Raw genomic sequence first — 24,394 nt, forward strand, 5'->3', positions numbered from 1 at the left:
CTGATTAACCGTGATTTCGCTGATTCTTTTAGCTGAATCACGCAAGCGGCGGTTTTATAAGGAATGGCCGGCGACTTTTGCCGGTCATTTTTTGTTATCGATGACACCTCTTTGCCCTCCAAGGGGACTCCTTTTTAGCGCCCCACCTCCCTCCTTCCCAACACGCCGGCTGAATCAGCGTAATCACGGTTAATCAGCGACAATCTGCGATTTATGGCAGCCAACCCCGAACTGCAAGCCCAAATTTCCGCCCTGCCCCACAAGCCCGGCGTGTACAAGTATTTTGATGATGAGGGCATCATCTACGTGGGCAAGGCCATCGACCTGCGCAAGCGCGTGAGCAGCTACTTCACCAAGCAGGACCACAACAAGAAAACCCAGCAGCTGGTCCGCAACATCAAGCGCCTGGAGTTTACCATCGTCGACAGTGAATCCGATGCCTTCCTGCTCGAAAACAACCTCATCAAGCAGCACCAACCTAAGTACAACATCCTGCTGAAGGACGGCAAAACCTACCCCTTCCTGTGCCTCACCAACGAGCGGTTCCCCCGCCTCATTCCCACGCGCAATAAGATTAACGACGGCTCGCGCTACTACGGCCCCTACGCCAACGGCACTGCCCTCAACGTGCTGTTGGAGCTCATCCGGGCCCTCTACCCGCTCCGCACCTGCAACTACAACCTCAGCGCCGCCAACGTCGAAGCCGGCAAGTTCAAGCCCTGCCTGGAGCTGCAAATCGGCAACTGTAACGCGCCCTGCGTCGCCCGCGAAGAAGAGGCCACCTACAACACCTACATCCAGCAAATCCGCAACATCCTCAACGGCGACCTGCGCATCCCCAAGCAGTACTTCCGCGAGCGCATGAGCGCCGCCGCCCAGGACATGCAGTACGAGCTGGCCCACCAGTTCAAGGTCAAGCTCGATAAGCTCGAAGCCTTCCAGGCCAAGTCCACCATCGTGAGCGACACGCTCACTAACATCGACGTCTTCGCTATCGCCAGCAACGAGAAAGCGGGCTTTATCACGTATCTGAAGGTGATGAACGGCAGCATCATCCTCACGCAGTCGCTGGAAGTCACCAAAAAGCTCGATGAGGAGGATGCCGAAATCCTCGCCCCGCTCATCATGCAGCTGCGTCAGGAGTTCGAAAGCGAGTCGAAGGAAATCCTCACCAATGTGGCTGTCGAACTCCCGCTGCCCGGCGTGAACCTCGCCGTGCCCCAAATCGGCGACAAGCGCAAGCTACTTGAACTGGCCATCAAAAACGTGCTCTACGCCCGCAAGGAAAAGGAAAGCATGAATGAGAAGAGCAAGGACAGCAACGAGGTGCGAATCATGGAAACCATCAAAAAGGACCTGCGCCTTACCGAGCTTCCTAAGCACATCGAGTGCTTCGACAACTCCAACTTCCAGGGCGATAACCCGGTGGCCGCCATGGTCTGCTTCCGCAACTCCAAGCCCAGCAAGCGCGATTACCGCCACTACCACATCAAAACCGTCATCGGCCCCAACGACTTCGACTCCATGTACGAAGTCGTTTCCCGCCGCTACCGTCGCCTGGTGGATGAAGGCGCAAGCCTCCCGCAGCTCGTTATCGTCGACGGCGGCAAGGGCCAGCTGAGCATGGCCGTCAAGGCCCTGAAAGACCTCAACCTCTGGGGCCAGATTGCCATCATCGGCATCGCCAAGCGCCTCGAAGAAATCTACGTCCCCAACGACCCGCTGCCTATCTACATCGACAAACGCAGCGAATCCCTCCGCCTCTTCCAGCGCATGCGCGACGAAGTACACCGCTTCGGCATCACTTTCCACCGCTCCCTTCGCGACGCCGGCACCCTCAAAACCGAGCTCACCGACGTCAAAGGCCTCGGCCCCGTCACCGCCGAAAAACTCCTCAACAAGTTCAAGTCCGTCAAGAAAATCCGCGAGCTCACCGAAGCCGAGTTAATCGCCGAAGTAGGCAAGTCCAAAGCCCGAATCCTCCAAACCTACCTCGCCGAAAACGAAGCCCCCGCCCACCCCATGCCCCCCCGCCAGCTTCCCAAACCAGCCTAACCATCTAAACAGAAAAAGCCCTCGCATCACTGCAAGGGCTTTTTCTGTTTAGATGGTAACCGAATCGACTACAAAATCCGTGAAATCCACTTAAATCTGCGAAATCCGTGATTTAGAAGGACCACAGGTTATACTCGTACTCTACCAAGTCAGCGGCCGTCTGCTGAGCAGCCAGGATGCCTTGCTGAGCGCCACCGTAGATGTCGTCCAAACGGCTGTCGCCAGCGTTCGACACCTTGGTGATGTACGAGTTAAACAACCACAGCTCAAACGCATCAGCAAGGTTCTTGTGCTGCGCATCATTCTCGGCGTTGAACCAGATGGCATTCTGCGGATTGTTGCGGAACACCTTCACCAAGTCGCTGTACTTGAAGTAGCCAATGGGCTTCTCAATGCCCGACGTGTTGGCGCGCAGCGTCGAAGGAACAAAAAGACCAATGGACTTAATGTCGTGATACATCCGCGACCGTTTCTTGTCGAAAATCATATCCTCCTTCAACTCCATCTCATACAGGTCTTTGTACCGGTATTCGTTGGCCGGAGGAGCTGGCTTGGCCACCGGAGCAACTGCTATGGTTTCGTAAATGGTCTTGCCCTTTTTATCCTTCATCGGCTTGCCATTGGCACCTATTTTAGGCTGGCGAACCGTTTTAGCCGTGCTCTTGGATGTCTTTTTAGGAGCGCCCCAATCATCACCGCCACCGCCCAGGTCAGACTGGCTAAAGCCAGCTGCTTTTTCCTCGTCGCTCAGTTTCACTGCCTCATCGGCATATGACATGTTGGACGAGATTTCCTGCGGGTTGAGTGTAGACGTAAGCGAATCATTTTTGTATGCCTGCAATTCGCCCCGCTTCACTGCCTCCAGAATCACCCGGCTGATTTCTTTGCCTTCGGAAAACATCGGCTTATTCTGCTTCTCACGCAGGTCTACCTGCCGCCAGATGCTCTTACGAAACATTTGGTCCGATAGCGGAATCGGCCGGTGCGAGCCGGTGCTGCTCGCCGTAGTGGCCTGCTCCTGCGCCGAAACCGACAGCGAAAGCGAAAGCGACAGGCCCACCGCGATAGCGGCCAAGGTGTGAATGGATTTCATAACGGGCAAAAGCAAATTGATTGTAAGATAGTTCGCTAACGTAACTACGGTGTAGATATTATAGCAACGGGATATTGAACTGTTTCGAAACGCTTACCGGCTCAACACTGCCCTGGAAGGTCTGGCGCTGCACTTCTTTCACTTCGATGTACAGACGGTCGCCGTCACGATAGGCATTCACCACATCGCTCAGGTCAGCCTGCGGGCCGCTCACGGTCTTCGTCGGCAAAGCCGGACGACGGCCACGTACCAGCGTCACTTCGTAGCGCGACACGCGGAACTTCGCATCGTCGGGCAGGAAGGTAGCAAAGCCAGCATCCGGGATAGCGCGCAGGTTCAGCGAGCGCACAGCCGTACCGGGGGTACCCTGCTTCTCGTTGGCCTGACGGCCGCCCACCCAGCACTCAATGGTGGGCTTAGGAATAGGACGCACCTGGAAAGTCTGCGAGCCAATGGCATTGCCACCGCTGCTAACATTCAGAGTTACTTCTCTTGCGCTGGGGACCAGCGTTACGTCACCAGTCTTGGCACCCTGGATTGCCGAAGCACCCGAAGCCGAGAAGCTAGGCTTATACTGAGCACCCAAAGCGGGCACCGAAACGTTCAGCTTGTTGCCGCACTTGAAGTACAGCGCCTGCACCGAAGCCGACTGAATCTGCATCACCGGCTTGGTGATGGTATAAGGCACTTTCACTATGAAAGTAGTATCGCGGTTATTCTGGTTGAATTTAATCCGACCTTCCCACGAAGCCTTGGCATTACCGGAAGCATCGAAGCCACCCGGACGGGCCGTGAACTCTACTTTGCCGTGGCCATCGGCACCTACTGCGAGCGGGCTGCCGTTCAGCGTCATCTTCTGCTGAAGGCCGGTGGCCGAAGCAGTCAGGAACAGCTCGGCTTTGTACTTGGTGCCGGCAGCCACCGTGTTCGACTCTGCGCTGGCAAAAGCACCGATTTTGTCGAACGAGATGATGGTAGCACCTACTTTCTTCGCCTGCTCCGACAGGGCATCAGCTTCCAGCTTCAGCACAGCGGTTTCCTTTTGCGACAGTACTGCCAGGGCAGCTACCAGCGGCGTATTCTCAAAGTTCAGCTCAGCAAAATCCTTGTTGCGCTGCTCCATGGTCGTATGCTCTTTGGAGTTGATGATACGCGAATCCTCTTTGCCGTCCAGTGCCAGCGGAGTTGCATCCGGCACGTAGGTTTTGATGAAGGTCGAGTAGCTGTTCAACTCCGCTTTCAGCGGGTATGCCAGGCCATTCTTTTTGCCGCCCAGCATGATTGGCATCACTTTGTTGTTGGCGTCCGGGTCTTTAAAGTCGGGGGCACCCTTAACGTTGCCCGTGCCAGCAATGAGTTTGTCGCGAACGTCCTGCAGATAGGCAATCATTGCCTTCGTCTTGGTCCGGATTTCCTCGCTTTGCTTCAGCACCGTCACATCGCTAGCGAGGTTGTGGTTCTTGTCAACAGCAGCCTGAATACCTTTCACGGTATTATCGGCCGCCATGTTGGTTTTGCCATTGACGTCAATCAAGCTGTCGTCGATGAACTTGAACTTCAGCAGAATCGCTGAGTTCACTTGGAGCGCCAGAAGAGCGGTCAGCACGAGGTACATCATGCCAATCATCTTCTGCCGCGGGGTTTCTTTTCCGCCTGCCATTATCTGTTTCCGCTAAAATTGGATGAGAACTATCTGATGCGCTGGTCGGTGCTTAGGCCTGGGCCGGGGCACGCATGGCGTTCAGCATGTTGCCGTACACCCGGTTCAGCGACGTCAGGTTGCCCGTCAGGTCGGCTACTTGCTTCTGGAACTGCTCGGTGTCTTTGCCGGCCTGCGTCATGTTCTCCATGGCGTGGCTCAGCGTACCGTAGAACTGGTTCATGGACTTGAGGTGCGTGTTGGCATCCTGCAGTTCCATTTCGTACACGGCGTTCAGCGCGCCCAGGTTCTTGGTCACGTTCTGTACCTGCATGTGGTACTCTTTGGCGTCCGAAGTAGCATTCGACATGGCCGAAATAGCTTCTACCGTGTTGCCGTAAGCCACGTTGATTTTGTCGAGCGAATCGGCAGCCGAACGCACTTTCTTGGTGTACTCGTCGGTCACGTTAGCAGCTTCGCCCAGTTGCGACATCTGCGAAGTGGTGGTGCTGAGGCGGTTCAGGCCCTGGCCCAAGCTAGTGAGGGCTTCCGGTGTTACGTTAGCATTTTTCAGCATGTCGTCCAGCTTCATCGTCAGGCCTTTGGCATCGCTGGCACCACCTACCTGGCGGCTGCTGGTCGAAGGGTCATAGCCGTCGTTCAGCTCCGGGTAAACCAATGCCCAATCAGGCTCGTGAGCGGTAGGCTGGAATGCGCTCAAGGCAAAGATTACTGCTTCTGTACCAAGACCCACAATCAGCATTATGTCAGCACCAGCCCAGTGCTCAATTTTAAACAATGCACCGACGATTACAACTGCTGCACCGAGGCCGTAGATTTTGGGCATCAGCGTATCATAGAGAAAACTTTTAGCTGCCATGAGGATTAACGATTGAAAGGGGTTGAAGAGGTGTTGGAAGGGGGGAGGGTGGTTGAGAGTTGGCGTCAGCCGGTTGAAATTTTAGTTGAGGGAGCTGTTCGTACCCATCCCGATTTGAATCATCGAGCACCGGAAACCGATGTAGGAGCGAGCCGAATCCTGGTATTCAAAATTGCGGGTACCGGTTTCGAGGAAGTACGCAATGTCTTTCCACGAACCGCCACGCACCACTTTGCGGGGCTCGTTATCGTCCGGGTTGGTAGGGTTCAAGTCCCAAACCACCGGCACCGAAGCCTCCATGTAGGCGTCATCGCACCACTCCGAGACGTTGCCGGCCATATCGTACAGGCCAAAATCGTTGGGGAAGAACGAGCCAACTTCCGCAGTGTAGGCAAAGCCGTCGGAAGCATAATCGCCACGGCCGGGCTTAAAGTTGGCCAGCATGCAGCCCTTGCTGTTGCGCAGGTAAGGACCACCCCAAGGGTAAGTAGCCAAGTCGCGGCCGCCACGAGCGGCGTACTCCCACTCAGCCTCGGAAGGCAAACGGAAGTTCGGGTCGTTGGCCGAGCCGGTTTCTTCGCGGGCGGCGTTGCGGAACTTGGTACGCCAGTTGCAGAAATACTTAGCGGCAAACCAATCGACGCCAACCACCGGATAGTCGTCGAATGCCGGGTGGGTGTAGTAGTACTCCAGCAGCGGGTCGCCCATGTGGTAGGTGAAGTCGCGCACCCACACCGTGGTATCGGGGTAGAGCTCGGTCATCACGTACTCTTCGCCCAGTACATCCAGAGAGTCCTGTTTGATGGCATCGACGAACTGGCGGTACTCGTTGTTGGTAATCTCTGTTTCGTCCATGTAAAAGCCGGCGATAGTCACCTGCTTGTTCATGTTGACCATCGAAGCGGAAATATCCTGGTCGGTCTGGCCCATGTGGAACGTGCCTCCTGGGCAGGGGACCATTCCAAATGGCACTTCCTGAGGATTAAAGAACGGACGGTCCTCGGAGCCAACCAGGTCACCCGTAGGGCCTTTGCCAAATCCACACCCGCCTAATAATGCCCCGGAAATAGCGAAAAGGGATATTGCTAGAAGCTTGTTCATGAGAGTTAGAAATTCTGTTTAATTGCCGATACCGCTAAAGTACATTTGGATGGGCAGGCAAATCTACACTTTTTTAGGTCGCGGTGCAATACCTGCCTTTCGTAAAAGGCGACCAAATTGAGGGTAAACACGCTGAATAGCGTAAATAAATCGGTTAATCCGTTTTATTGTTTGCGAGGCCGACTAAATTTTATCCTAACTGAATAGGACAATGCTCATCCTGAGTACAAGATAAGAAAATAGGAGAATTAGAAGCTATAACGAGGCGTGCGAATGGCTGGTCGGGTATTAATCGTCGCTTTGGGCAAGCGGTAGGAGAGCATAATTTCGTGCGAGCTGAACGCCCGGGCATCCTGGTTAAAGGCAATGAAGTCGAACGCATAGCCCAGACGCACAGCATTGTCCTTTGCAAAGCTTAAGCCAAGAAGTCCTGAAACGGATTCTTCGGTGCGATAGTTGGCACCAATCCAATACTTATCATCGATTGTGGCACGAACGCCACCTTCGAAAGAGTAGTTCTTAGAGTTGTTAAATTTACTGGAGTTGGAGAAATCACCCGGCAATACCGCTTTCGCGAGAATCATCGGCGTTACGATAACGGAAGAGGATGCCTCAATATTGTAGCCGGCCGTGAAATAAGCGTGATTCTCCGCGATGTACTTGCTGGGCGTACCGGCGGCACCGGCACTTTTGAAGGAGTACTCCGAACGCAGTAAGTTATTGACACTGATGCCGGCGTAGAACTTTGGAGCTTCGTACCAGATGCCCGCACCGGCATCGAACTTGCTGTCGGAAGCGCCGCTGGGCACGTTCACGTCGTTTTGGTCGATGGCTATATAAGTGCCTTTGCTTAGGTACGTATAAATGCCCTGGATGCCAAAGCCCAGCTTACCCGAACCCAGCTTGACGTGCTGCGAGTAGGAAAGGGCGGTATTGGTCATTTTCGACTGGCCTACCTGGTCGTAGTACACGGCCAGGCCTACCCCACCGTTGAGGGCCAGAACGGGCAGCGAAACCGTAATCATGCCCGTGCGCGGCGAGCCGTTGTTGCCGTCGAAAGTACCGTTGTAGTTGTAGTACTGGTAGCGGCCGATGAGGTTGACCTCCCCCTGGCCTTTAATACCGGCGTAGGCCGGATTTAAATACATGCCATTCAAGCCGTAATGCGTGAACTGGGGCTGCTGTTGGGCAAGCGCCGAGCCAGCCGCAGCCGTGAGCAGCAGAGTAACGAGTAACGTTCCTTTCATAAGGCGGGGTGGTGATGGTGAAAGAAGAGGGCGGTGGGTGTGCGAAATAGTGCTGGGTGGGCACAATATAGAAGTACAGCTTCCAAATGTAAGGGAAAAACCGGCGCTAAAAAATTCGGCCAAAAAAAACCGGCGCAAGGGTGGGTTGCGCCGGTTCTCAGTTGCTTACGGAAACTATCCGTTGGATTAGGGGTTTTTAGCGTTGGCTTTTCCGACATCGGTTTGGGCATGCAATCGGATGTAGGCTTCGATGGCACCGGTCATGGAAGGAGCATTGGGATGGGGCGCCTCAATGTCGAGAATAAGGCCGGCATCGACCACGGCTTTAGCCGTGGTGGGGCCGAAGGCGGCAATGCGGGTACCGTCCTGAACGAAATCGGGAAAGTTGATGAAGAGCGAGCTGATGCCGGAAGGGCTAAAGAACGCAATGCAGTCGTATTTCACGTCGGACAGGTCGGACAGGTCGCTGGCGACGGTACGGTAGATGACGGCTTCCGAAAACTTGAGATTGTTGGCCCGCATGAACACCGGCAGGTCATCCTTGCGGATGTCGGAGCAGGGATACAGGAACTTCTCGCCCTTGTGCTTCTTGATGACGTCGAACAAGTCAGCCGCCGTACGCTCGCCCACAAACAGCTTGCGCTTGCGAAGGACGATGTATTTCTGAAGGTAGTTGGCGGTCTGCTCAGAAATACAGAAATATTTCATTTCTGCGGGCATTTCGAGCTTGGCTTCCTGACAAATCCGGAAGAAGTGGTCGACGGCGTTGCGACTCGTGAAAATCACGGCCGTGTATTCCAGAATATTGATTTTATCCCGACGAAAATCCTTATAGGATACGGGTTGCACATCAATAAATTCCCGAAAATCCACTTGAATACCGTATTTCTCGGCAATGGCGAAGTAGGGGGAAACGTCGTTGGTGGGCTTGGGCTGGGTAACCAGAATGCTGCTTATGCGCTTGGCATGCCGGCCTGTACCCGGCTTATCTGCACTATCGGCCATACAGGTAGGAAAGGGTAATGCTTAGGACAATAAGAGAGACGAAAGAGCTGAACGAAACTGCCTGTTCAAGGACAATCAGTACGTAAAAACAATAAGTTTAAGTAAAACCAATAAAGGTAATACTTCAGTAGCACAAAGATAAGCAAACAAATGTAGATTCAGGAGGGAGGTGTGGTGGTGCAGGGTGCGGGCCACCCGCAGCACCGTACCGACCAGCAAAATGCCAATGGCCGCGCTGGCCGTCCAGGCTACGGCATTGGGCCAGTTGCCATTGAGGCTGAGGTAGAGCAGCAGCACCAGCGGCAGAAACAAACCGGCCAATAAGGTGGTGCGCAGGAACTCGCGGTACTGAATATCGGCCAAAGGCTCCAGGCCAAATATGTAGCCCATTATCTTTACATACAGGTACTTACCAAAAACAAAGGTGGTAATAACCGCCGTGTAGAGCAGCACCCGGGCCACGATGGCCGTTTCGGGCACGTCGAAGAAGCGGCGGAGCAGGGGGAGGTTTTGCAGGTCGGTGTGGATGGCGGTGAGCAGCAGCGCAAACGACAGCGAAAAGAGCAGTACCAACAATAAGTTGAGCAGCGAAAAGGCCGGCTTGGCCAGAAAGGTCTGCTGGTCGCTGCTGCCGTTGAATAGCTCATCGAGCTGAAAAATACGCGCCATGCCGGGTTGGTAGGTTGTGCGAACGGCCCCGTAAGACAGGCCCAGCACCAAGAGAAAGCCCAGGTAAACGTTTTGCCCCTGGGGGCCGCGCAGGCGAGGCTGGGCCTGGCCGATACGGGCTTTGGCCAACGGGCTGGTATCGGCATGGGCGTTGCTCACTCCTGAAAACGAGGCCAGAGCCGGGTAGCCATCGGGCTGCCACACGGCGAGCAGGTGCTTGCCGGAAGGGAGCGTGGCCGGCAACAGCCGGGCCAGGTCCAACGAATAGTTGCCAGCTGTGCGGGCCGTGAATACCAGCTGATTATCAATAAACAGGCTGAGGCCGCGCAGGGCTGCGAAGGACAGCGGAAAAGGCTGCGTATGGCTGACGCGCACCCACTGATAGTAGGCATGGGCCGGCTGGTGGTAGCCGGGCAGGTAGAAAATCAGCCGGTTGCGGCCGGCATCGTGGAGGAGCCAGTCGGCGGAGAGAGACGTTGGGGAGGCCGGGGGCAGCTGATAGTACTCGCTGGCACACGCCGGGCCGGGCCGGGCCACGAGCGCCAGCCACAAACCGATGGCGAGCAGCCACCGCATACGCCACAAGCCCGGGGTTTGCATGGGTGCTGGGTGCTAATTGCTGCTTTCGGCGGCTAGCAGGCGGCGGGAAATACGGCTCTGGTACACGCCGAAAAAGATACTCAAAAGCGCCGAGAAGATGGCCAGGGCAGTGATGAGAACGGTATTGCCGAGGTAAGCGAACTGGATAACGGACAGCGTGACCAAGATGTTGAGCAGGCCCAACAGCAGCACGGTGCTGATTTGCTGGAAGCCCATGGCCAGAATGCGGTGGTGGATGTGGTTTTTATCGGGCGAGAAGGGCGACTTGCCGGCGGCCATGCGCAGCGAGAATACGCGCATGGTATCGAACAGCGGCACGAACAGGATGCCCACGGCTACCGACGGGGCCGAGGAACCAAAAGGCTGCCCCACCCGCAGGCCCATTTCGATGAACTGGATGGCCAGCACCGACACAATGAAGCCGCAGACGAGCGAGCCCGTGTCGCCCATGAAAATGGGGGCGCGGTGGAAGTTGTAGCGCAGGAAGCCCAGCAGGCCGCCAATGAGGCACACAGCCACGTAGGCATAGCTGCCGTAGCTGGCGCCGCCGTACTGGTAGAAATAATAACCAAATGTGCTACAGATGATTAGCACGATAGTGCCGGCCAGGCCATCGAGGCCATCGATGAGGTTGATGGCGTTGGTGATGCCCACAATCACGAAGAAGGTGAAGGCGTAGCTGATGCCCACCGGCAGGGTGCCGATGCCGAGAATGCCCTGGAAGCTGGTGAGGCGCACGTCGGCCATTATCATCACGATGCCGGTGGCCAGTAGCTGGCCCACGAATTTTTTGGAGACTGACATTCCTACAAGGTCATCCTTCAGGCCCACGAAAAACAGGATGATGCAGCCGGCCAGCAGCTCCTTCACGCCGTTTTCGAGGGGCGCAAAGATGGTGAGGGCCGACATGAAGCCGGCAAACACGGCCACGCCGCCCAGGCGCGGCGTGAGCGACTGGTGCACGGTGCGCCCGTTGGGCGTATCGAGCATGTTTTTGAGGTGGGCAATGTAGATGATGGACGGCACGGCGAATAGGGACACCAGCAGCGCCCACATCCAGGACAGGCCTAGTGGAATATCAAAATGAGTCATAGACAATACAGTAAATAGGGTAGAGTGAAGTACTGGCCGGTTGCCAACGCGACGTATTTAGCTGTGCAGCACGCCCACCCGGTTGAGCAGGGCAATGTGGGTGAAATTGTCGGGCACGATGGAATCGGGCACGAAGATGAATTTCTTGTCGAAAATCTGGGGGCCGTGGTAGTAGCTCACCCAGTACTGATTGTTGAGGTGCAGCAGGGCCGAATCGAGGGGCTCGATGGGCACGGCAGAGTGGGGCGGCACTACTTCGAAGAGGTAGCGCAGGGTGGATGTCCGGACTTTCTCGCCGTCTTCGGGCTGGCTGTAGCCGTTGGCGTTGATGATGACGTTTTCCAACGGAAACCCATTGTGGTTAAGCAAATACACCTGCCAGATGGGCTGGCCATCGGGCGTGACGGCATGGTCTTCGGCGGGTACTACGGCTACGGAAACGCCTTCTACGGGGTCAAAGGAAATGTCTTGCTTCACGGACCTCAGATTTAACGGATTTTAGGGGATTGCAACGGATTTCAGGTGGCTGCCGGCTCCTCGCTGTTGGTTGCCTCTAGCAGCGCCAGCAGGTGGGGCAGCAGGCGCTCCTGCACTTCGGCAACGGACACGGACCGGGTGCTTCCCAACTCCCGTGCCAGGGAAGTCACGGCTTTGTCGGTGATGCCGCAGGGCACGATGTGGCCGAAGTACGAGAGGTCGGGATTAACGTTGAGGGCGAAACCGTGGAGCGTGACCCAGCGGCTGCACTTCACGCCGAGGGCGCAGATTTTGCGCGGGTTGGGGGCACCTTCCTCCCAATCGAGCCACACGCCGGTGAGGCCGGCAATGCGGCCGGCATTCAGGCCGTAGTCGGCCAGGGTGCGGATGACGGCTTCTTCCAGCACACGCAGGTACCAGTGGATATCGGGTCGGAAGTTGTCGAGGTCGAGGATGGGGTAACCCACCAGCTGGCCAGGGCCGTGGTAGGTGATGTCGCCGCCGCGGTTGATGCGGTGGAAGCTGGCTTCGTGCGCCGCGAGGGCGGCTTCATCGAGGAGCAGGTGCTCGGGCTTACCGCTCTTGCCTAACGTATATGTATGCGGGTGCTCGCAGAGCAGCAGGTGGTTGAGGGTAGGCTGCGGGGCTTCGCCGGTGGTTTCGGCGGCGCGGTTCCGGACCTTGATGGCCAGGGTGGCATCCATGAGCTGCTCCTGAAACTTCCAGGTGGGCACGTAGTCGACCAGGCCCAGGCGCTGCACGTGCAGGAGCCGGTTGGGAGCGGGGCGGGCGTCGTCGGGAGCGGCGGCGTCGAGCAGTTGCGGGGGGAACTGTTCTACGAAGGAGGCCATGAGTGGGAGTTGATGAAACAGGACGCAAAGGTACTAAGCGCGGTAGGCTTTAGCCTGACCCATTGCATAGTTGTTGGCGCACACCGCCCAAACTGTTAGCTTGCGCCACGCCTGGCCCCTCCCCTGCTCTTACTATCACCCCGGTCTTTACCCGCTACCCGCCCATGGCTCACGCCCCTCACGAACTAGGCCAGGCCGGCGAAACAGCGGCGGCCGACCATTTCCTAGCCCTGGGCTACGAAGTGCTGGCCCGCGGCTACCGCCACGGCCGAGCCGAGGTAGACCTGGTGCTGCGGCGCGGCACCGAGCTGCTGGTATTTGCAGAAGTCAAGACCCGCTCTTCGGGCCAGTTCGGCGCACCCGAGACGTTTGTATCGGCCCGCAAAAAGGAACTGTTCCGCTTCGCGGCCACGCACTTGCAGGAGGAGCTGGACTGGCACGGCGACATCCGCTTCGACATCGTGGCCCTGACCCTGCTCAGCCAGGGTTTCCGCATCGAGCACTTCGAGGACGCTTTTTACTAATGTGGGGAATGTGATGATGTGGGAGATGTGATGATGTGGAAATGTGATGATGTGGGAAATATGGAAATATGGGGAATATGGGGAATGTATTAGATGTAGTCATTCCATCATATCTTCCATATTTCCACATTTCCCACATCATCACATTTCCACATCTTCCACATCTTCCACATCAAAAAATCACCGGCGCTTGGGCAGTACTTTGGCCGGGGCGCGGGGCACGGTGCGCGGGGCTACGGTGCGGCGCTGGCTGGGGCGGTCCTCCACGTCAGGCTGGCCGCGCTTTTCGATATTCTTTTCCTTGTCGAAGACGAGGACGGCGTTGCGGTTGTACTCGCGCACCAGCTCGGGCTCAGTTACTTCGGGGTCATAACCCGTTTCGCCGTACTGGTACTCGTAGTGGCGGCGGGCGCGGAAACCCCAGTACTTGGTCCAGATGCCCACGCGCTTACCGTTTTCGAACTGGCCGCGCCAGTCGGGCTGGCCATTGATGAGGAATTTGGCGTAATCGCCTTCCAGCCTGCCATTAACGTAGGGCACCACTTCGTTGATGAGGCTGCGGTCTTCGCCGTAGTAACTCACGTTGGCATCGCGCGGGAAGCCCATTTCGTAGTGGGTTTTGGCCAGCAGCACGCCATTTTTATCGAAACGCTCCCAGCGCAGGTGGCGGGTGCCGAGGGCGTAGTAGCCGGTTTCGAGCACCTTGTTGTTCTGCATTTTCTTGTAGGGGCCGTGCAGAATTTTCAGGTTGGCCGCGTCTTCTTCCACGGCGGCCATCTTCAGGACCCGGTGCTTCTTGGTGTCGTAGTAATAGTGGGCGGGCGCGTAGGCATTGAGGGTTTTCGGATACTTCAGGAAGTAGAAAATCTCAATAATCTGGTTGCGTCCCTTGGGGCCGGTCTTGGTGAAAGCCCGCTTCATCCTTTCGCCCAGGAAGACGTTTTTCTTCTTCTTTTTCGACTTGCGCTGGGTGTCCTTTTCGGCATCCTTGGCCGCCTTCTCCTGCGCTTTGGTGAGCACCACCTTGCGGGCCGTGCTGAGGGAGGGCTTGCCGTTGAGCGAGTCGCCGGGCCGCGTGAGGGTGTCGGTGCCGAGCGCGGCCACTACGGGCTGCTCGGGGTTGCTGTTGAAGGAAACGGCTTTGCGGGTACACGCCCACGGCAGCAGCGTGAGCAGCACCAGGGCCAGGGCCAGAAACCGTAGCGGCCGGAGCCACAGACTAATAATACGCATGAATCGCACGGGGTATTTTCGCGGCATCAACGCAAAGGTAGGCGGGTTTGGTGCCCGGCAATCGAGGCCCTGAAATAGAAAAACGAGTGCCGGCCAGTCCAGCACGGCGGCTGGCAGCTCCGGAGCCCGTACGTAAGGCCTGTCTATTATGGCGGATACTTTTTATCTTTAGCGACTCCTATTCCCTGCCGCCTTGCTCCATGAAGCCAACGCTACTTTTTACGGCTGTGCTACTGCTTAGCCGGCTTGCTGATGCCAGCGCGCAGGAAACAACCACCTCAAGTCTCGAATTTATTGAGAACAAAGGCCAGTGGGACGGCCACGCCCGCTACGCGGCGGCCCTGCCCGGCGGCCGCCTGTTTGCCGAAACCGATGGCCTGACCTTCGCGCTGCTGGCCGATGACGACGTGGCCCACCACGGGCGGCACACGGCCCACGACGCCCCCCCGGCCAACCAGGCCGTGCGGGGCCACGCCCTCACCCTGCACTTCGAAAACGCTGGCTCGGCCCTGCTCACGGCCGAAACGCCCACCACCGAACACCGCAGCTACTTCCTCGGAGCCGACCCCACGCACTGGGCCGGTGATGTGCGCAGCTACCGCCAACTGCGCTACGCCGGGCTGTGGCCGGGCATTGGGGCGCGGGTGTATGAAAGCGCCGACCAGCGCCTGGAGTATGATTTCACGCTGGCCCCGCAGGCCAATCCGGCGGCCATCGGCCTGCGACACGACGGCGCCGATGCCCTGACCCTGGACGGCGAGGGCAACCTGGTGGTGAAAACCAGCGTGGGCAACCTCACCGAGCGGGCCCCGCGGGCCTGGCAGACCAACGCGGCCGGCCAGCGCCGGGCCGTGCCCTGCCGCTACGTGCTGGCGGGGCGCACCGTGCATTTTGCCCTGGGCAGCTACGATACCGCCCGCCCGCTCACCATCGACCCGGTGGTGGTATTTGCCACCTACACTGGCTCGACGGCCGATAACTGGGGCTTCACGGCAACTTATGATGCGCAGGGCAACCTGTACTCGGGCGGCATTGCTTTCAGTGCCGGCTACCCGGCCAGCCCGGGGGCATTCCGGACCACGTTTGCGGGTCTTATTGATATTGCCATCATCAAGTACAATCCCCGGGTGAATGGGCCGGCGGCGCGGGTGTGGGCCACCTACCTGGGCGGCAACGGGCCGGATTTTCCGCACAGCCTGGTGGTGAATAACCAGGGCGAGCTGTTGGTGCTGGGCTCGACGGGCTCCAGCAACTATCCGACTACGGCCGGGGCTATACAGCGCACTTTTGGCGGAGGTACGGCGGCGGAGCCGTTTGGCAATTATGGACCGCCGTACGATATGCCCACCGGCTCGGACCTCATCGTGACCCGCCTGAATGCCAACGCCACGGCCCTGGTGGGCTCGACCTACCTGGGCGGCAGCGGCAACGACGGCGTACTGCCCCTGGACCGCAACCTCTCGCCCTTTGCCACGCAAAAACAGCTGGTGCACAACTACGGCGACCCTTTCCGGGGCGATATTCTGGTGGATGCGGCCGATAATGTGTACATCGCCTCGCACACGGCTTCGACCGATTTTCCGGTGGCGCGGGGCTTCGGCAACACCTACCGGGGCGGCACTTCCGATGGCGTGGTGTGCAAGCTCACCCCCACCCTCACGGCCATCACCTGGGCCAGCTACCTGGGCGGCACGGGGGCCGATGCCGCTTATTCCATTCAGCTGGAGCCCGGCAGCGGCGATGTGTACGTGGCCGGCGGCACCACCAGCCCCAACTTCCCGGCCACGGCCGGGGCCTACCGCACCACCCCGCTTGGCGACGTGGATGGCTTTGCGCTGCGCATTGCAGCGGCCGGCACCAGCGTGCTGCGCGCCACCTACGTGGGCACGGCCGGCTACGACCAGGCGTATTTCCTGCAAATTGGCACCGATGGCGGCGTGTACCTGCTGGGCCAGACGCTGGGCCAGTTCCCCACCACGCCCGGCCTGTTCCGCACGACCAATGGCACGCAGTTTATTCAGAAGCTCGACGCCAACTTGAACCAGAGCCTGCTCACTACCTCCTTCGGCAGCCTCGACCCCGACAACGCGGGCCGGGTGAGCCTCGACCCCACGGCCTTCCTCGTCGACCGCTGCGACCGGGTGTACGTGTGCGGCTGGGGCGGCATGGTGAACGGCCGCTACCTGCCCGATTTTCCGGCCGCCAACCCTTACCAGGAGGGCAACGGCAGCACCACCCGCCTGCCCCTCACGGCCGACGCGCTGCAATCCAATACCGATGGCAACGACTTCTACCTGGCGCAGTTTTCGGCCGGCCTCACGGCCCTCACCTACGGCACGTACTATGGTAACGTGGACCCCAACGGCGAAGGCGAGCACGTAGATGGCGGCACCTCGCGCTTCGACCCGCGCGGGGTGGTGTATCAGGCGGTTTGCTCGTGCTTTGCCTACACGGGCTTTCCCATTCCGCCGGGCGCAAACACGTATTCGACCACCAACAACAGCGGGGCGCTGGGCGGGCCGGCCGGCTGCAACAACGCCGCATTTGTGTTCAACTTTCAGCCCAATATTGCCAATGCCGGCCCGGCGCAGGCCCTGTGCGTCACGGGTAGCCCGGTGCCGTTGGTGGGTACGCCCGGCGGCGGCACCTTCAGCGGAACGGGCGTCACGGGCAGCGTGGCCACGGGCTTCGTGTTCACGCCCACGCTCGCGCTGGTGGGGGTGAATACCGTGACATACACGGTGCTGAGTACTGGCCTGTGCACCACCACCGACACGCGCCGCATCACGGTGCTGGCCCCGCTCACGGCCGGGGCCGATACCATGCTGTGCGCCGGCAGCACGCTGGCCGTGCGGCTGAGCGGCACGCCAGGGGGCGGCACGTTTACGGGGCCGGGCGTGACGGGCAGCGTGGCTTCGGGCTTCGTGTTCACGCTGCCGGCCGGTTTTACGGGCGTTGCCACGCTAACTTATACCGTTGCCAATGCCACCTGCTCGGGGGCCAGCACGACTACCCGGCGGGTATCGGTAGTTCCAATATCGGCGGTACAAGCCAGTTGGCAACCCGTGGCCTGCCCCGAAAACCGCCAGGTTCCGCTCACGCTGCGCTTTCTGCTGGTTAGCTCCACTAATTCTGCGACGCCCGCCGTAGTCTGGGAGTTTGGCGATGGCACGCAGTCGACGGAAGCGAACCCTGTGCATACCTATACCACGCCCGGCAACTACCAGCCCCGTGTGCGGCTGCGCTACAGCCAGAACCTTTGCGAAACGACGGCAACCACACCGCCAGTAGAGGTGAAAGAGCGCAAACCCGTACCCAACATCATCACGCCCAATGGCGACGGCCAGAACCAGACCTTCCAATTCAGTACCGGCTGCGCGCCGCACCTCCAGGTATTTTCGCGCTGGGGCCAGAAGGTATTCGAAGCGGCCGCCTACCACGACGAATGGAATGCCGACGGCCAGCCCAACGGCGTGTACTACTACCTGGCCACTTATCCGGATGGGCAGCAGCTGAAAGGCTGGCTGGAGGTGCGCCGATAGCACCTCCAAAGCGAGGGAGTAGCCTAGCGGGTCATGCAGAGCGCAGCGAAGCATGACCCGCTAACAAGCCTCATTACGCCCGAAAAACCATGCGCTGCCACAGCCAGCGCACATCGGCCCAGCCGGGCAGAATATCCGCCCACGTCGCCTCGATAGCCCGGCGGTAGCGCCCCACCAGGTACAGCACCCCCGCCGCGTAGGAAGCCGACATGCTCAGCGCCGCGCCCACAATACCCAGCGGCGGCACCAGCAGCAGGCACGCGGGTACCGTCACGGCCAGCCCCAGCAGCGTAGCGCGGTTGTTGATGCCGTACTGGCCCGTACCGGCGAAGTAGGTACTGGCCTGCATGCCGGCCCCATTGATGAGAATGCCCGGTGCCAGCGCCATAATGACGCCGTGCGCCGCCCCGAACTCCGGCCCGAAAATGGCGACCAGCCACCCGGCCGGCACGGTGGCCAGCACCAGCACCGCCGCTGCCGTGGCCAGCAGCGTGAGCCGGCTGCCGCGCAGGGCGGCGTGGGTTTGCTCGCGCTTGTCGGGCGCGTTCACTAGGGCCACGTATTGAATGAGCGCTGTGCTGCGCGGAATCAGCCAGATGGCCTCGGCCAGCGCCACCCCCACCGAGAGGATGCCCAGCGCCCGGGTATCGGCCAGGTACACCACGGCGTAGTAGCTGAAACGGTAGTTGGCGAAGGCCAGCAGGTTCGACAGGTGCGCGCCCCGGCTGTGGCGGGCCAGCTCGCGGGCCGCCGCCCGGCGACGGATGCGCCGGCTGCCCCAGGCATCAGGCAGGCGCAGCAGCAGCGCCGTGCTGATAAGCCACGGCAGGCCGTAGGCCAGGTAGTTGGCATAGTAATAGGCATCGATGGAAAGCCAGCGCAACGGCCCGAACGCCACGGCCAGCGCCACGGCCAGCAAACCGGCCTGCGTGGTAGTGAGCACGTTGTAGGTCCGCTCCCGCTGCCGACCCAGCAGCAGAAACACGTTGATGGACAGCAGAACCTGCACCAGCGCCACCGCCCCGAGGTGCAACACATAAGCCGTGCTCACCGGCCGCAGCAGGCCCACCAGGGCCGCCCCGCCCAGACTCACGAGCGCGCCCCAGCCGTAGGCTGGCAGCAAAAGCAGCCACACGTTGCGGCGCGGCACCAGATATATTAAGGATGAGCCGCCCACCAGCCCGGCCAGCAGCGCCAGCCCCGACACATCGGTCACAAACAGGCTGACCTGCCCGCGCCCCGCCGCCCCCAGGCACCGCGCCGTGAGCCACACTACCGCGAAGCTGAGCCCCGCCGTGAGTACCCGCGCCGCAAAATGCTGAAGAATGCGCTTAATCATAGAGGAGGGCAGGTATTCGTCGGCTTCCGGCTGGCAGACACCTGCTGAAGCCAAAACGCCGGCCTTTGTACCGGTTCTGTACTTTTATTACTCGTTTAATACTTTTTGATACAATTCTCCAAAGGCCTGCCCTATCGCTGCCGGTGCACACCGCGCCGTAACATCAGCCCGCAGCTGCATTGGCTCGAAGCGAATATTTTTGTCAACCACCTGTTTGATAGCATTTTCCAAAGCTGCTTCATCATCAGGATTCACTAGCAGGCCAAAGGCATTTTCGGGTTGAAAAAGCTCCGGCACGCCGCCGGTGCGGGTAGCCACTACCGGGCAGCCGCTGGCCCGCGCCTCCAGCAGCACGCAGCCGAAGGTTTCGGCCCGGCTGAAAGACACGAGGGCGGTGGCGCGGGCCATCTCAGCGGCTACGGCCTCGTGCGACAGCTTGCCGAGGAAGGTTACGGTGCCATCGGCCAGCAGGCCCAGCTCGGTGGCGTAGGCGTGCAGCGCCTGCTCGTCGGGACCGTAGCCGGCAATGCGCAGCTTCAGGCCGGGCGAAGCGGTGCGCAGCCGCGCCACCACCCGCAGCACGCCGGAGATGTTCTTCACCTGGTCGTGAAATGCCGAAACGTGCAGCAACGTGGGTTGGTGGGTTGGCGGGTTGGCGAGTTGGCGGGTTGGTGAGTTAGGATGGAAAAGCCCGGTATCTACCACGTTGGCAATGACCACAGCGCGCGGGTTCACAAAGCCCAGCGCGGCCATAGCCCGCCGCAGCCCATCCGATACGGTGTGCAGGGCCGCCGCCCGCCGCACCACCGCCCGCGTGAGCACCCGCCGCAGCCATGATATGCCGCCTGCCCGCTCAGGCAAATACAGTGTCCAGTGCTCGGTGACGATGAACGGGATGCCGCGCACCGCCCGCAGCGCCCACGCAAAAAGGCCCGTGCGCAGCAGCACGTGCACATGCACCAAATCGGGCGCCTGCCCGGCCCAGTGCCGCCGCAGCCGCCGGTAGCCGCGCCCCAGGCACCAGAAATACAGCAGCAGCTTCAGCGGCTTATCAACCAAAGCCAGGCCGGTGGGTGCGGCGCGGTAGTAGTAGCGCAGCGTGGGCCACGGGCCGCTAAAATCCTCGTCGGCCGCAATCAAGCCCGGCAGTGGCCCCCGCGCCACGGCCGCAAACAGCACCGCCACGTCTGCTCCGCCATGCGCCGCGATGGCTGCTACGTGCCGCGCCACGAAGTCGCCATCCTGGTCGTCGTAGCGGTTGGGGTACCACTTGGGAAGATGCAAAACACGGGGCAATTTCAAGGGAGAAATGCGGAGAATGAATGGGCCGATGGGCCGGCAAGTTACGGCCTGGGCAAAGGGCCGACGCATAAAAAAGCCGCCGCTCCCAAGGGAAGCGACGGCTTGAAGAGTGGCAGGCTTGCGAATTAGAACGAGTAGCGCAGGCCCAGCTGCCCCTGCCAGCGCGAGGCCAGCTGGTCGATGGAGTAGGTGGCCGGCGTGCCGTAGGTGAAGGCCGGGCGGTTGAACGAGTTGGCGTTGTAGCTGGTCGAGATGGCGCCGGCGCCATCGGCGTAGCCCACCTGCGTGAGGCCGGTGCCCAGCGTCGAGTTGAAGGTGTTGGGCACGAAGTACTGACGGCCCCAGTTGCTGTTCAGGAAGTTGCCGAAGTTGATGATGTCCAGCGACACCTGGATGGTGTGGGCCTTGGGCGTGATGCCGGCGGCGTTGGCCTCCAGGTTGCCGAGCTTCACATCCATCATCAGGCGGATGTCAGCCTGGTTGTTCCAGGGGGTGCGGCCGGCGTTGCGCTCGGTGTACTGACCCCGGCGGGTTTTCAGGTAGCTGTCGTTGTCCACGAAGCTGTTGAAGGCGGCGCTTTGGGCACCGGAGGCATCCACACCGTAGCCGTTGGGGTTGGTGGTGGGCACCACGGGGCCGGCCCCTTTATTCACAAACACGATGTCGGAGCCCGAAGTCGGGATGTAAGCCAGCTGCACGTTCTGCTGGCCGTTGCCGAAGAAGTTGTTGTTGTACACCCAAGTGTAGGGCGAGCCGCTGGCATAGGTCAGCACCGAGGTGAAGTAGCCGGTGAAGCGCTGGGCGAAGGTTTTGTGCAGGTTGATGGAAGCCACCACGCGGTGGCGCAGGTCGAAGTTGGAGTAGGCCAGGGCGGGATTGTTCACGTTCAGGGCCGGGTTCAGCTCCCAGTTGCTCTGGGGCGAGTTGCGGATGCCGTTGCTGATGTCCCGGCTCTGGCCGTAGGTGTAGGCCACCGAGGCATCCACCAGATTGTTAATGGTCTGGCCCACCGAGCCGGTGAGCTGGTAGCGGTAGCCCTTCTGGGTGTTGGTCAGAAAGAAGGCGTTCGAGAAACCCGAATTCACCTTGCCGCTGGCGTACACGGGGCTCTCGGTGGGGCCGTTGGCCAGGTAGGTCACCTTGTCGTTCAGGTTGATGTTCTCAAACTGCACGTCCTGCAAGGTCTTGGTATAGAGGCCTTCCACCGAGAAGCGGGTGCCGGTTTTCAGCTTGACATCGAAGGCCAGCGACGAGCGCCACACCTGCGGCATCTTGAAGTTGTTGTCCACCAGGTTTGCCTCGGTAGGGCTGCCCTTCAGGTTGTTAGGGTTATAGTTGGCCGTGGGTAGCTGGCTGTAAATGTTGTTCGGGTTGGTGTTAAGGTAAATGGTTTTAGGACCCGTGTTGCTGGCCGACTGAATGTTATTGTAGTCTACCGAGTTGAAATTCACGCCGTTGTTATAGTAGGCATAGCCAAACCAGGCAAACGGCACGCGGCCGGTGAAGATGCCCGAGCCGCCGCGAATCACGAACGACTGGTCGCCCTTCACATCGTAGTTGAAGCCCAGGCGGGGCGAGAACTGCACCTGGCCCAGGTAATTGTTATTCAGCTGCGTCCAGGGCGTATGCGAGTACGTCTGGTTCAGCGTATTCACGTCGTTCTGCGGGTTGTTCACCAGGGCCGTATTCAGGGCCGGCTTGGTGGGCAGCGAGGCAATATCGAAACGAATACCGGGCGTAATTTTCAGCTTATCGGTCACGTTCCACTCGTCCTGCAGGTAGGCGCTGTAAAAATTGATGTTGAAGGCCGCCGACGGGTTGTTGTAGTTGTACTGGTAGGAGTTGTCGCCCACCGTGCCGTTGTTGTAAGTACCGCGGATGCGGCTGGGCTTGTCGGCCAGAAAGTCGTTCACGTTGTTGTACTCGATGCGGCCGTTCCAGGAGTTGATGAAGCCGTAGTCGATGTTGTAGAACTCGTTGTGCGTGCCCAGCGTGAGGGCGTGCGCCCCCACGTAGTACGTGAAGTTGTCGGTGAGCTCAAACGTCTTCTGGCGGGTGTTGAAGATGCTGGCCTCGCGGTCCGAGCCGAGCAGAATCTGGTTCGAGCCCGAGTAGTAGCTTGAAGTACCGAGCGTGCCCGGCGTAGTGCCCACGTTGTTAATCTGCACCGACGGAAACAGGTTGGCCTGGCCGCCCAGCAGGTCGCGGTAGTCGTGGATATTGGTGTAGCCCAGAATCAGGTTGTTGGCAAACTTGCTGCTGAAGTTGCTCTTCACCTCCAGCACCGTCGAGTTTTGCACGTTGTGCTGGGTGAAGTCCTGCGAGCCAAACTTGAACAGGCTGCCCGACCGCTCCAGATTAGTGGCTTCCGAGGTGATGAAGTTGTGGCGCAGCGCAATGCTGGTCTTATCGTTCAGGTTGAAGTCAATACGCCCGAAAATCTTGTTGCTGTTCGCGTGGATGTTGTAGGCCCCGTACTCGCCCACATTGTAGCTGGCCGTGCCCAACGAGCCATCGGCGTTGCGTACCGCGTAGTTATTCAGCTTACTGGTAATGGCCTGGGCCAAATCCGTGGTTACCGGCGAGCCGGGCGTGCCGGCGGCGTAGAACTGCGGCTCTTGGCGGCGGGCAATTTCGGCGTTGGTGAAGAAGAACAGCTTGTTCTTGATGATGGGGCCGCCGATGCGGAAACCCGTCTGGTAGTCGTGGTAATCCGAGCCGATGCGGGCCTTTTCGCCGTCGATGCTACGGCCGGTCACGTTCTGGTTGCGGCCGTAGCCATACACCGAGCCCGTAACCTCGTTGGTACCGGAGCGCGTCACGGCATTCACTGAGCCGCCCGTGAAGTTGCCCAGCTTCACATCATAAGGGGCCACCGAGGCCTGAATTTCCTGAATGGCGTCAAGCGAAATCGGGTTGGCGCGGGCCGAGCCGCCGGGCAGGCCGCTGGTGCCGCTCTGCCCGCCCAGCGAGGGCGAAAAGCCGATGGCGTCGTTATTCACGGCCCCGTCCAAGGTCACGTTGTTGTAGCGGAACGAGCTGCCCGCGAACGAACCGTTGGCATTGCGCGGGTCGAGGCGCGTGAAGTCCGACAGGCTGCGCGAAATGGTGGGCAGCTGCTGGAGCGCTTCGCGGCCCACGGTGGTGCCGGCCCCGGTTTTGGTAGCCTGCGTGTTGCCCACCACCACTACTTCGTTCAGGGCCTGGCTCTCGGTGGCCAGCACAAAGTTGAGGCGGGTGGTATTACCCAGGGTCAGGAATACGTTGTCAATCTTCTGCTCTTTGTAACCCACGTAGGTTACGGTTACTTCATAAGGCCCGCCGGGGGCCAGGTTCGGAATCGTGAAACGGCCGTCGGGCTCGGTGCCGGTGCCGCGCTTGGTGCCAGTGGGCAGGTTAGTGGCCACCACGGTCACCCCAATAAGGTCTTCGCCTTTGTCGGAAGTCACTTTTCCGCTCAGTGCGGATGTCGTTACCTGCGCCGAAGCCAAGTGTTGAATGAGCAGAAAAAGCAAGCTGAAAAGAGAGGCTCGCAGTCCAATAACATACTTCATGATGAAGGGGGGAATGTTTGAGCCACAAAGTTCCGGCGATATCCAAAGGCTTAACATGAAGATTGATTCATGAAATTGTTATGCCTCAGAATGGTTGGTAACAATAAGGCAACAACCATTCTTGCGTCGGCACCAACCAGCCACCCATAAAAAAGCCTGCCCCACGAATGGAGCAGGCTCCTAGTCGGACT

Annotated in this window: 17 protein-coding genes; 3 read left to right on the plus strand and 14 right to left on the minus strand. The window is 59.3% G+C overall.

From position 1 onward, the window contains the following. Positions 1–213: 213 nt before the first annotated feature. Positions 214–2,055, plus strand: a complete 1,842-nt coding sequence (gene uvrC / locus KQ661_RS02060; RefSeq protein WP_216679121.1) for an excinuclease ABC subunit UvrC — start codon at positions 214–216, stop codon at positions 2,053–2,055. Between the two features lie 112 nt (positions 2,056–2,167). Here uvrC and porN read toward each other — a convergent pair whose 3' ends face one another. The 10 genes from porN to lipB form a co-directional block, all read right to left on the minus strand. Then, positions 2,168–3,148: a type IX secretion system ring subunit PorN/GldN gene (gene porN, locus KQ661_RS02065; RefSeq protein WP_216685530.1), complete on the minus strand. Its 981-nt coding sequence runs from the start codon at positions 3,146–3,148 to the stop codon at positions 2,168–2,170. Between the two features lie 58 nt (positions 3,149–3,206). Next, a complete protein-coding gene (gene porM / locus KQ661_RS02070) occupies positions 3,207–4,808 on the minus strand; it encodes a type IX secretion system motor protein PorM/GldM (protein WP_216679123.1) in 1,602 nt (533 codons plus the stop codon). Between the two features lie 52 nt (positions 4,809–4,860). Continuing rightward, positions 4,861–5,667 carry a type IX secretion system motor protein PorL/GldL gene (gene porL, locus KQ661_RS02075; RefSeq protein WP_317196057.1) on the minus strand — a complete coding sequence of 269 codons (807 nt, stop codon included), beginning with the start codon at positions 5,665–5,667 and terminating at the stop codon, positions 4,861–4,863. 81 nt (positions 5,668–5,748) lie between these two features. Continuing rightward, positions 5,749–6,768 (minus strand): T9SS ring complex lipoprotein PorK/GldK, encoded by a 1,020-nt coding sequence (gene porK / locus KQ661_RS02080; RefSeq protein WP_168671474.1) that lies wholly within the window; start codon positions 6,766–6,768, stop codon positions 5,749–5,751. Positions 6,769–7,016: 248 nt separating this feature from the next. Further along, positions 7,017–8,015 (minus strand): PorP/SprF family type IX secretion system membrane protein, encoded by a 999-nt coding sequence (locus KQ661_RS02085; RefSeq protein WP_216685531.1) that lies wholly within the window; start codon positions 8,013–8,015, stop codon positions 7,017–7,019. A 186-nt stretch (positions 8,016–8,201) separates the two neighbouring features. Then, a complete protein-coding gene (locus KQ661_RS02090) occupies positions 8,202–9,020 on the minus strand; it encodes a uroporphyrinogen-III synthase (protein WP_216679125.1) in 819 nt (272 codons plus the stop codon). A 75-nt stretch (positions 9,021–9,095) separates the two neighbouring features. Then, positions 9,096–10,265, minus strand: coding sequence for a DUF4271 domain-containing protein (locus tag KQ661_RS02095; RefSeq protein ID WP_216685532.1), 1,170 nt, complete (start codon positions 10,263–10,265; stop codon positions 9,096–9,098). 36 nt (positions 10,266–10,301) lie between these two features. Next, positions 10,302–11,381 carry an MraY family glycosyltransferase gene (locus KQ661_RS02100; protein WP_216685533.1) on the minus strand — a complete coding sequence of 360 codons (1,080 nt, stop codon included), beginning with the start codon at positions 11,379–11,381 and terminating at the stop codon, positions 10,302–10,304. Positions 11,382–11,438: 57 nt separating this feature from the next. Continuing rightward, positions 11,439–11,858: a hypothetical protein gene (locus tag KQ661_RS02105; RefSeq protein WP_216679127.1), complete on the minus strand. Its 420-nt coding sequence runs from the start codon at positions 11,856–11,858 to the stop codon at positions 11,439–11,441. A 41-nt stretch (positions 11,859–11,899) separates the two neighbouring features. Next, positions 11,900–12,709 (minus strand): lipoyl(octanoyl) transferase LipB, encoded by an 810-nt coding sequence (gene lipB, locus KQ661_RS02110; RefSeq protein ID WP_216685534.1) that lies wholly within the window; start codon positions 12,707–12,709, stop codon positions 11,900–11,902. Positions 12,710–12,873: 164 nt separating this feature from the next. On the opposite strand from lipB, the gene KQ661_RS02115 reads away from it, so the two are divergent. Continuing rightward, complete coding sequence (locus KQ661_RS02115; RefSeq protein ID WP_216685535.1) at positions 12,874–13,233, plus strand: YraN family protein; 360 nt, start codon at positions 12,874–12,876, stop codon at positions 13,231–13,233. A gap of 180 nt (positions 13,234–13,413) precedes the next feature. On the opposite strand, the gene KQ661_RS02120 is transcribed toward KQ661_RS02115, so the two are convergent. Continuing rightward, positions 13,414–14,466: a toxin-antitoxin system YwqK family antitoxin gene (locus KQ661_RS02120; RefSeq protein WP_216679130.1), complete on the minus strand. Its 1,053-nt coding sequence runs from the start codon at positions 14,464–14,466 to the stop codon at positions 13,414–13,416. A 200-nt stretch (positions 14,467–14,666) separates the two neighbouring features. Here KQ661_RS02120 and KQ661_RS02125 point away from each other — a divergent pair, with 200 nt between their 5' ends. Continuing rightward, positions 14,667–18,008 (plus strand): DUF7948 domain-containing protein, encoded by a 3,342-nt coding sequence (locus KQ661_RS02125; protein WP_216685536.1) that lies wholly within the window; start codon positions 14,667–14,669, stop codon positions 18,006–18,008. Positions 18,009–18,081: 73 nt separating this feature from the next. Here the strand turns inward: KQ661_RS02125 and KQ661_RS02130 are convergent, their stop codons facing one another. From KQ661_RS02130 to KQ661_RS02140, 3 genes are all read right to left on the minus strand, one after another. After that, entirely contained in the window at positions 18,082–19,347 is a 1,266-nt protein-coding gene (locus KQ661_RS02130; protein ID WP_216685537.1) for a lipopolysaccharide biosynthesis protein, read from the minus strand. Positions 19,348–19,434: 87 nt separating this feature from the next. Next, entirely contained in the window at positions 19,435–20,631 is a 1,197-nt protein-coding gene (locus KQ661_RS02135) for a glycosyltransferase (protein ID WP_216685538.1), read from the minus strand. Between the two features lie 143 nt (positions 20,632–20,774). Next, positions 20,775–24,164, minus strand: a complete 3,390-nt coding sequence (locus KQ661_RS02140) for a TonB-dependent receptor (protein WP_226915688.1) — start codon at positions 24,162–24,164, stop codon at positions 20,775–20,777. Positions 24,165–24,394 lie beyond the last annotated feature (230 nt).

The organism is Hymenobacter siberiensis, from assembly GCF_018967845.1.
In the GTDB taxonomy this organism is placed as follows: Bacteria; Bacteroidota; Bacteroidia; order Cytophagales; family Hymenobacteraceae; genus Hymenobacter; species Hymenobacter siberiensis.

Coding starts and splice junctions, on each gene's coding strand:
- uvrC (WP_216679121.1), top strand. CDS start 214: ATGGCAGCCAACCCCGAACTGCAAGCCCAAATTTCCGCCCTGCCCCAC.
- KQ661_RS02120 (WP_216679130.1), bottom strand. CDS start 14,466: ATGCGTATTATTAGTCTGTGGCTCCGGCCGCTACGGTTTCTGGCCCTG.
- KQ661_RS02095 (WP_216685532.1), bottom strand. CDS start 10,265: ATGCGGTGGCTGCTCGCCATCGGTTTGTGGCTGGCGCTCGTGGCCCGG.
- KQ661_RS02125 (WP_216685536.1), top strand. CDS start 14,667: ATGAAGCCAACGCTACTTTTTACGGCTGTGCTACTGCTTAGCCGGCTT.
- KQ661_RS02100 (WP_216685533.1), bottom strand. CDS start 11,381: ATGACTCATTTTGATATTCCACTAGGCCTGTCCTGGATGTGGGCGCTG.
- KQ661_RS02115 (WP_216685535.1), top strand. CDS start 12,874: ATGGCTCACGCCCCTCACGAACTAGGCCAGGCCGGCGAAACAGCGGCG.
- porK (WP_168671474.1), bottom strand. CDS start 6,768: ATGAACAAGCTTCTAGCAATATCCCTTTTCGCTATTTCCGGGGCATTA.
- porM (WP_216679123.1), bottom strand. CDS start 4,808: ATGGCAGGCGGAAAAGAAACCCCGCGGCAGAAGATGATTGGCATGATG.
- KQ661_RS02085 (WP_216685531.1), bottom strand. CDS start 8,015: ATGAAAGGAACGTTACTCGTTACTCTGCTGCTCACGGCTGCGGCTGGC.
- KQ661_RS02130 (WP_216685537.1), bottom strand. CDS start 19,347: ATGATTAAGCGCATTCTTCAGCATTTTGCGGCGCGGGTACTCACGGCG.
- porN (WP_216685530.1), bottom strand. CDS start 3,148: ATGAAATCCATTCACACCTTGGCCGCTATCGCGGTGGGCCTGTCGCTT.
- porL (WP_317196057.1), bottom strand. CDS start 5,667: ATGGCAGCTAAAAGTTTTCTCTATGATACGCTGATGCCCAAAATCTAC.
- KQ661_RS02090 (WP_216679125.1), bottom strand. CDS start 9,020: ATGGCCGATAGTGCAGATAAGCCGGGTACAGGCCGGCATGCCAAGCGC.
- lipB (WP_216685534.1), bottom strand. CDS start 12,709: ATGGCCTCCTTCGTAGAACAGTTCCCCCCGCAACTGCTCGACGCCGCC.